Raw genomic sequence first — 8,359 nt, forward strand, 5'->3', positions numbered from 1 at the left:
GGTCGGGGACCTGTGAACAACGAACCCAGATCGATCTTCCTGGGCGAGCTCCACTCGGGACACCGAGGCAAGCCGATCTTCATCGAGCGCGCGGGCGGGCACGGGCTCAGCGGCATTCTCAGCGAGGTGCACCACTACGGGACCTCCGATGGGGCTCGTACGCGCGTCGTCGTGGTGTGGTGGCCTGACGTCGAGATTCCGGTCGACCTCGCCAGCGACGACACGGCGATCGTGCACCTTCCCCCCGGGCCGTGAGCAGCGCGGGACGCCGAGCGGGCGCCGTGGGACGACGTCGCCTACTCGTCGACGTCGTCGGTGCCGCGACTGCTACCGGTGTCGACCGGCGTGTCCTCGCTGCCGGCGCTGCTCTCGCCGTCGCGATCGTCGCCGTCGCGATCGTCGCTGTCGCTGTCGCTGTCGCTGTCGCTGTCGCTGTCGCTGTCGCTGTCGCTGTCGCTGTCGCTGTCGCTGTCGCTGTCGCTGTCGGTGTCGGTGTCGCTGTCGGTGTCGCTGTCGGGGTCGGTGCTGACGGCGTCGGTGTCGTTCCCGTTGTTGCCCGCCCGGGGTTCGTCGGATTCGCCGGTCGGAGTGTCGCCTGCCGGCTCGGCAGCGTGTTCGGCGGTCTCGGGATCCTCGGCTGCCGGGGTCGCGTCGTCGCTCTCGGCCGGCCGGTCGGTGGGATCGGGCTCGGGCTCCACCGGTTCAGGGGTGTCCTGGTCCGCGTCCTGCTCGTCGGCCGCGTTGAGCTGCAGGGCGGGCAGCTCGAGGTCGGGGAGTGCCAGTTCCGCGGGCCCCAGCGCGAGGTCCGGCGTTTCGATCTGCGTGGCCGAGACGGTCACGGCGGGGAGTGTCAGCGCGGGCGGCGCGTCGGCGGACAGCGCGACCCGGGCGCCGGAGACGTCGACGTCGGGTGTCGTGACGCTCGCCCCGGAGGCGGTGACCGCGCCGACCTGGACGTCGGTGACATCGACGTCCGGCAGGCCGATCTCCGCTGTTCCGGTGACCGCCTCCAACCCGTCCCGGTCGAGGGTGGCGCGGACCGTCGGGGGATCGACGACCCCGGCCCCTGCGGTCACGGCAGGTGCGCGGACCGGACCGACCACGGGCAGCTCGAGGCCCGCCGCCGGCAGGTGCGCCGCAGGCGTCGTCAGCGTGGGTGGGTACAGCGCCGCACCGATCGTCGGCCCTCCGGAAGAGGGACCGGGGCCCGGTGCGCCACCGGGGCCGCCGTCGGGCGGTGCTCCGGGATCAGTGGTGCCGCCACCGGGAGCAGGCGCGCCGGCGCCCGGTGGGTACGGCCACGGCCCCGTCCCGCCGGGCGGCGCGTCGGTTCCGGTGGGCGGGAGGCTCCCGGGCAGGGATGCGATGGGCCCGGTGGGTGCCGCGCCCGGCGTTGCCGGGTACCGCACGGCGAGGACCCGGCCGCCCTTCTGCTGCGCAGCGGCGTGGACCGCCGCGGAGTCCACTTCGGAAGGGAGGGCGTCGGCGAAGAGCTCTCGCACCGCGGCGGTGACGAGGCTGCCAGCGTCGGCGTGGTCGGCGAGTGTGCTCTCTCCCGGGAGCCCCAACAGGTCGGTGAGCGGTGGTGGGGCGTCGGAGCCGGCCCAGGGGGCCGAACGACCCGAGCCGTCGTCGACCACCGCGGGCGCGAGGACCGTGGTGGCGGCGAACAGCACGCCCGCCACCGCTGCCGCTTTGCGGCCGCCGTGGCGGGGCGGATCGGCGGGCGCCGCCGCGATCCGGGCGTGTCCGCGCGGCAGCAGTGGCCGGTCCGCCGCGTGCGGGCCGCGCCCTTCGCGGCGCAGGAGGGCCGCGACCGAGACCCCGTCGCCCGAGTTGCGTCGGGGTTGCACGGGGACGGGGGTGCCTCGGTACCGGGCGAGCAGCTCGGCGACGGTGATGGCCTCGCCGCCTCGAGGGTGAGGGCGGTGCGGGCTGGCGGGCGGTTGCACGGGTGACGCCTTCCTGCTGGCGTTCGAACAGGCGGTGGGCAGCTGAACAATCGCCTCCCGCCGCCGTCCCGTTGCGGCCCCGAGAAGGGTCGGTCCGCTCGTTCGTCCCCCGTCACCCGAACAGCTCGACGGCTCCCCGCAGGCCGCCCGGCGCTACCCGGCGCCCGCCCGTCGACGCCGACCTCGGTGAACTCCTGCCGGCGGCCGACAGCGGGAAGTCCGAACGGCGCAAGCAGGGAGATCGACGCGGCCTGCAACGAGTTGCCGCGCCGTGCGGCGGCGTCACCGTCGGTGATCGACCTTCACCCGGATGGTGCTGATCGTTAGAGTCGCCGCCACACCTGCGACGCCTCGACCCGGACGTCCGTCTCAGGCGTTGGAGAGGTCCGCGACCGGATTTCCGTTGACCGCGTTCGACAGTTGCGGAACCAGCTGGTCCAGCGCATAGAGCAGTGCCTTCGGGCCGCTGTAGGAGAGCGCTCCGCTCAGGTTGGAGTCGAACGTCGTGTAGAGCGTGCGGTCGCTCTGCACGACGCCCAGCCGGGCGAATACCGGTGAAGCCGTCATCTGTTGCTTGGTGGCGCCGTTGACGAACAGCACGTCGCGGTCCATCAGTGCGAGCTGTTCCTCGCTGAGGTCGCCGACGTGCTCCTGGGCCTCGAATCCGAGTGCGTCGAACAGCGCGCGGCGCGGATCACCCTTGCCGATGAGGTAATGCCCGCCGTTCTCCGGGCCGAAGTCCTCGACGAGGACCTTGCCGGCGAACCCGGGGTTCGCGGCCTTGGCCGCTTCGATCTTGGCGTTCACCTCGTCGACGAGGGTCTGCGCCTCGGCCTCCTTGCCCAGCGCCTTACCGGTGAGAAGCAGCTGGACGTTCCACGGAGTCTCCTCGTCCGGGTACTCGCCGGACTGGATGACCGTCGGAGCGATCTGGGAGAGCCGGTCGTAGGTCGGCCGGTCGACGGTCTCGTACACGGCGAAGATCACATCGGGTTTCGCCGCGGCGACGGCCTCGTAGTCGATCCCGTCGCCGCCCATGGTGGCGACGCCCTTTCCGCCGGTGGCCTCCTGCACCCAGGGGTAGTTGTCGTAGCTGTCGAACCAGGCGCGGGTCACGATCGGGACGATGCCCAGTGCCAGCACGAAGTCCTGGTCGTTCCAGCCGACGGTGACGACGCGGGCGGGGTCTTTCGGAACCTCGGTCTCGCCGAACTTGTGCGAGATGGAGACCGCCTCGTCCGAGGGGCCCGGGGCCGGGGCGGAGCTGCAGGCGCCGACCATGGCGATGGCGAGAAGAAATGCGACGAGCGCGGCCAATCGGACACCGTGACCTCGGAGCTTCCAGCGGGCTACGCCGGAGAGGCCCCTGTTGCTGTGTCCGCTGTGACTGGGTTGCATCGACACCCCTTCGAGAAGTTAGCTGAGGCTAGCATTACCTCACGTGGCCAGGTAGGAGTCGGTGGCGCACCGGCGCCGCGGCCGGAAGGTGATGTTCGCAACGTTGCTCGAAGGCCGGTGTAGTTAGGCTAGGCTTCGCTCATCTCTCGGGGGAAAGGTGATCATGTCGCTCGTCATGTCCGAGGAGGCCATGCCTCCGGGGATCGCGGAGCCGCACGCCGAGGGGGATGAGCCCCTGGACGTCGTCGGCGTGGGTTTCGGGCCGTCCAACCTCGGCCTCGCCATCGCGATCGAGGAGTACAACGCGACGAACCCGCGACCGGTCCGGGCCGAGTTCGTGGAGGTCAAGAAGCAGTTCGGGTGGCACACCGGGATGCTCCTGCCCGGCACCACCATGCAGATCTCCTTCCTGAAGGACCTCGCGACCCAGCGCAACGCGCGCAGCCGCTACAGCTTCGTGAACTATCTGGCGGAGCGGAACAGGCTCACCGAGTTCATCAATCATCAGACCTTCTTCCCGACCCGGCTCGAGTTCCACGACTATCTGTTCTGGGCGGCGGAGTCGGTGTCCGCGCGGGTGCGGTACGACACGAAAGCGGTCGCCGTGCGTGATGCCGACGGCCGGCTCGAGGTCGTCGTGGAGGGACCCGACGGCTCGTACGCCTTGCCCACCCGGAACGTCGTTCTCGCCGGAGGACTGACACCCCGGCTGCCGAGCGGGGTCCGGCCTTCCGTGCGGCAGTTCCACAACCACCGTTTCCTCGACCACCTCGAGGAGCTTCCCGAGCTGCGGCACCAGCGATTCGTGGTGGTCGGCGCCGGCCAGAGCGCGGCGGAGGTCACCGAGTACCTGCACGACCGTTTCGGCGCCGCAGAAGTGCACGGGGTGTTCGCCCGCTACGGCTACAGCCCGGCCGACGACAGCCCGTTCGCGAACCGCGTCTTCGATCCCGCGGCCGTCGACGACTTCTTCTCCGCCGATCCCGCGGTGCGCAGGCAACTGCTCGACTACCACCGGTCGACGAACTACTCGTGCGTCGATCTCCCGCTGATCGAGAGTCTCTACCGGCGCGAGTACGCCGAGCGGGTCTCCGGTGCGCGGCGGCTCTTCATGCACGGCGCGTCGAGCGTGCGCGCGGTGCGGGAGGATTCGACCGGCGTGCGGGTGGAGGTCGTCCACAAGCCGACCCGGCGCGTGACCACGCTCGAGTGCGATGCCGTGGTGTACGCCACCGGATTCGATCCGATGCCGTTGCGCGACATCCTCGGGGATCTCGGCGGTCCGCAGATACCGGCCGACGGGCCGCAGGTCACCCGGGACTACCGCCTGCAGACTTCCGAGCGTCACTCCGGCAACATCTACCTCCAGGGCGGCACCGAGCACACGCACGGGCTCACCTCGTCGTTGCTGTCGAACATCGCGGTGCGGTCCGCCGAGATCCTGCAGTCGATCACCGAGTCGCTGCAGCCGACCGGCGACCGCGCATAGTGCCCATGGCGACGACCGGTTCACGTGTTCTGCTCGACGGGATCCGCCGCAACCGGCGCTGGCTGACCACGGGGTCGGCGATGTACGGCGGGCACCAGATCTGCGAGGCGCTCGTCCCCGTGGTCATCGGCGTGATCATCGACCGGGCGGTCGCCACGGGTGACGTCGGGGCGCTGGTCTTCTGGGTCGCGGTGCTGGCGGTCCTGTTCGTGGTGCTGTCGCTCATGTGGCGGTTCGGCGCACGCCTGCTGACCTACGCGGAGGCGGGTGAGGGGTGCGCCCTGCGCGTGGAGGTCGCCGGGAAGATCCTGCAGCCGCGCGGCATCCGATCCGACCTGCGCTCCGGCGAGTTGCTGACGATCTCGAGCAGCGACGCCGACAACGCGTCGTACCTGCTGGACTACATCCCCCGGATCGTCGCCTCGGTGACGGCGACGGCGGTGTGCGCGATCACCCTGCTGGTGATCAACGTCCCGCTCGGCCTCGCCGTGGTGGTCGGCACGCCGCTGGTGCTGGTGCTCCTGCACCTCGGCACCCCGCTCATCACGCGCCGGATCCAGCACCAGCAGGAGTCGGCGGGCGAGGCCGCCTCGGTGGCCACCGACCTGGTCTCGGGCCTGCGGCCGCTGCGCGGTATCGGAGCGCAGGACGCGGCCACCCAGCGGTATCGGGACGTGAGCAGGCGATCGTTGCGGGCAACGCTGCGTGCGGCGCGCACCCAACGCGGGTTCGAGGGGATCTCGACGACCATCAGCAACCTCCTGGCCGCAGGGATCGCCATCGCCGCGGGCTTGCTGGCGCTCGACGGCGCGCTCAGCATCGGGCAGTTCGTCACGGTGATCGGGCTCGCCCAGTTCCTCGTCGAACCGCTCGTCCAGCTGACCGTCGTGCCCAGCTGGGTCGCCGAGGCCAGGGCGTCGGCCAACCGGGTCGCGCTGGTGCTGTCGGCGCCGCCGCTCGTTCCGGATGGGCGGCGCGCCCTCGACGCCCCGCCCCACGGCCTCGACATCGTGGACCTGCGCTACCGGAGCATCGACGGCCTCGACCTGTCGGTGCGGCCCGGCGAGCTCGTCGGTGTCGTCGCACCACAGGCGGCCGACGCGGAGGCGCTGGTCACCGCGCTGTCCGGGCAGGTCCCGCCGGAGGACTACCGCGGCACCATCGCGGTCGGCGGGGTCGACCTGGCCTCCGTCGAGCATCGCGCGGCGCGCGCGGCACTGCTGGTCGAGCCGCACAACACGGACATCTTCACCGGAACGGTCGGTTCGAACATCCTCGTCGGCGACGCACCGACCAGCGATCCCGCCCTCCTCGACAGCACCTTCCTCGAGAGGGCGCTGCGCGCCTCGGCCGCGGACGACGTCGTGAGCACCCAGACCGGGGGGCTCGACACCGAGGTGTCGGAGCGGGGCACCAGCCTGTCCGGTGGGCAGCGGCAGCGGTTGGCCCTCGCCAGGGCGTTGTTCGCCCGGCCTCCGGTGCTGGTGCTGCACGACCCCACCACCGCCGTCGACTCGGTGACAGAACACGCGATCGCCCGCGGTCTGTCCCGGTTGCGGCACGGGCCCGGGCAGACGTTCACCACGGTGCTGGTGACCTGCAGCCCGATCCTGCTCGCCACCGCCCACCGGATCGTCATGATCGACGGCGGCGCCGTGCGTGCCACCGGCAGCCACGACGAGCTCGTCGACCAGGACAGCGAGTACCGGAAGGCGGTGCTCCGCTGATGACCCTGCTCCCCGTCGCCGGGCCTCGCGAGTCGTGGTCGTGGCTGTTCGCCGAGCTGCGCCACCATCTCGCGCTGACCGTCGGCACCCTGATGATCGGCATCGTCGCGGCGGCCGCGGCCGTGCTGCCGGCGTACGTCTTCGGCCAGCTGGTCGACCGCGTCCGCGGCCAGGAACCGGCGTCGTCGCTCGTGACCATCTCGATCGTCCTGGTCGTCGCCGCGGTCGTCGGCGGCATCAGCTCAGCGGCGGCGACGTACCTCACGACGAGGCTCGGCGAGACGGTGTTGGCCACGCTGCGCGAGCGCGTCGTGCAGCGGGCGTTGACGCTGCCGACCGCGGTGATCGAGAAGGCCGGCAAGGGCGATCTCCTGTCGCGGATCGGCGACGACGTCAACACGATCGGCCGGGCCGTCACGGAGGTCCTGCCGAAGGTCATCTCCTCGCTGCTGGTGGCGGTGCTCGGCATCGTCGCGATGACGGGACTGGACTGGCGGCTCGGGCTCGCCGGGCTGGCCGCGGTCCCGCTGTACGTCCTCGGCCTGCGGTGGTACCTGCCGCGGTCGGCTCCGATGTACGCCGACCAGCGCAAGGCGGTCGCGGCCCGGTCGCAGGCGTTGATGGAGAGCATGCTCGGGGCGAGGACCGTGCACGCCTACGGCCTGGAACGGCGGCACCTCACCGAGATCGACGCCGCCGCCGTCCGCGCGCGGGACCTCTCGATCGGGATCGTGACGCTGTTCACCCGGTTCGTGGGACGCACCAACCGCGCCGAGTTCGTGGGCCTGTCGGTGATTCTGATCGTCGGCTTCGTGCTGGTCCGCGGGGACCTGGTCACGGTCGGCGCGGCGACCGCGGCCGCGTTGCTGTTCCACCGGCTCTTCGATCCGGTCGGCACGGTGCTGCACAGCTTCGACGAGGTGCAGTCGGCAGGCGCGGGCCTGGCTCGGCTGGTCGGGGTGGTGAGCATCCCGGAGGAGGCGCCCGCTGCGCTCCGCGTGGCCCACACCCCCGAGGACTCCTCCCTGGAGCTGCGGGACATCGAGTTCGGCTACGAACCGGGCATTCCGGTGCTCTACGGGGTGAGCGTGCGGATCGAGGCGGGGGAGCGGGTCGCCCTCGTCGGGTCCACGGGGGCGGGGAAGACCACCTTGGCGGCCATCGCCGCCGGGTTGCTCGTCCCCACGGGCGGCTCGGTGCGCCTGGGCGGGGTCGCGCTGCGCGAGCTCACCTCGGACCAGCTGCGCGCCCAGGTGGCGATCGTCAGCCAGGAGGTCCACGTGTTCGCCGGGCCGCTGGTCGACGACCTCCGGCTCGCGCGTCCGGACGCCACGGCGGACGATGTGCGCGCGGCGCTGGCGTGCGTCGACGCGCTCGGCTGGGTCGACGCGCTGCCCGAGGGCATCGAGACGCGGGTGGGGGAGGGCGGACGCACCCTCACGGCGGCCCAGGCGCAACAGCTCGCGCTCGCCAGGCTGGTGCTGCGTGATCCGGGCGTGGCGATCCTCGACGAGGCGACCGCGGAGGCGGGCAGCCTCGGCGCGCGCGGGCTGGAGCTGGCCGCGGCGGCCGCGACGGCCGGCCGCACGACCTTGATCGTGGCCCACCGGCTGACCCAGGCGGCGGCCGCCGACCGCGTGATCGTGCTCGAACACGGACGCATCGTCGAGGCAGGCGCCCATTCCGAACTTCTCGCGGCCGGCGGACGGTACGCCGAGCTGTGGGGTGCGTGGCGGTCGCGGGCCACCGCCGTAGCCGACTGACGAGCGCCCTCCGAAAGGACCCTCCCGAGA

General features: G+C 71.7%; 6 protein-coding genes. 4 read left to right on the forward strand and 2 right to left on the reverse strand.

The window, feature by feature from the left end; all coding sequences use genetic code 11:
• Positions 1 to 12: 12 nt before the first annotated feature.
• Positions 13 to 255 (forward strand): hypothetical protein, encoded by a 243-nt coding sequence (locus FHX44_RS31950; RefSeq protein WP_147259174.1) that lies wholly within the window; start codon positions 13 to 15, stop codon positions 253 to 255.
• A 41-nt stretch (positions 256 to 296) separates the two neighbouring features.
• On the opposite strand, the gene FHX44_RS31955 is transcribed toward FHX44_RS31950, so the two are convergent.
• A complete protein-coding gene (locus FHX44_RS31955; RefSeq protein ID WP_147259175.1) occupies positions 297 to 1,952 on the reverse strand; it encodes a hypothetical protein in 1,656 nt (551 codons plus the stop codon).
• A gap of 369 nt (positions 1,953 to 2,321) precedes the next feature.
• Positions 2,322 to 3,269: an ABC transporter substrate-binding protein gene (locus tag FHX44_RS31960; protein ID WP_246170705.1), complete on the reverse strand. Its 948-nt coding sequence runs from the start codon at positions 3,267 to 3,269 to the stop codon at positions 2,322 to 2,324.
• 244 nt (positions 3,270 to 3,513) lie between these two features.
• Here FHX44_RS31960 and FHX44_RS31965 point away from each other — a divergent pair, with 244 nt between their 5' ends.
• From FHX44_RS31965 to FHX44_RS31975, 3 genes are read left to right on the forward strand one after another with little or no spacing between them, the layout of a single operon-like run.
• Positions 3,514 to 4,839 carry a lysine N(6)-hydroxylase/L-ornithine N(5)-oxygenase family protein gene (locus tag FHX44_RS31965; protein ID WP_147259177.1) on the forward strand — a complete coding sequence of 442 codons (1,326 nt, stop codon included), beginning with the start codon at positions 3,514 to 3,516 and terminating at the stop codon, positions 4,837 to 4,839.
• Between the two features lie 5 nt (positions 4,840 to 4,844).
• Positions 4,845 to 6,566, forward strand: coding sequence for an ABC transporter ATP-binding protein (locus FHX44_RS31970; protein WP_147259178.1), 1,722 nt, complete (start codon positions 4,845 to 4,847; stop codon positions 6,564 to 6,566).
• Positions 6,566 to 8,329, forward strand: coding sequence for an ABC transporter ATP-binding protein (locus tag FHX44_RS31975; protein WP_147259179.1), 1,764 nt, complete (start codon positions 6,566 to 6,568; stop codon positions 8,327 to 8,329). Before FHX44_RS31970 ends, FHX44_RS31975 begins: the two co-directional genes overlap by 1 nt.
• Positions 8,330 to 8,359 lie beyond the last annotated feature (30 nt).

Source organism: Pseudonocardia hierapolitana, assembly GCF_007994075.1.
GTDB classification, from domain to species: Bacteria; Actinomycetota; Actinomycetes; order Mycobacteriales; family Pseudonocardiaceae; genus Pseudonocardia; species Pseudonocardia hierapolitana.

Coding starts and splice junctions, on each gene's coding strand:
- FHX44_RS31965 (WP_147259177.1), top strand. CDS start 3,514: ATGTCGCTCGTCATGTCCGAGGAGGCCATGCCTCCGGGGATCGCGGAG.
- FHX44_RS31970 (WP_147259178.1), top strand. CDS start 4,845: ATGGCGACGACCGGTTCACGTGTTCTGCTCGACGGGATCCGCCGCAAC.
- FHX44_RS31975 (WP_147259179.1), top strand. CDS start 6,566: ATGACCCTGCTCCCCGTCGCCGGGCCTCGCGAGTCGTGGTCGTGGCTG.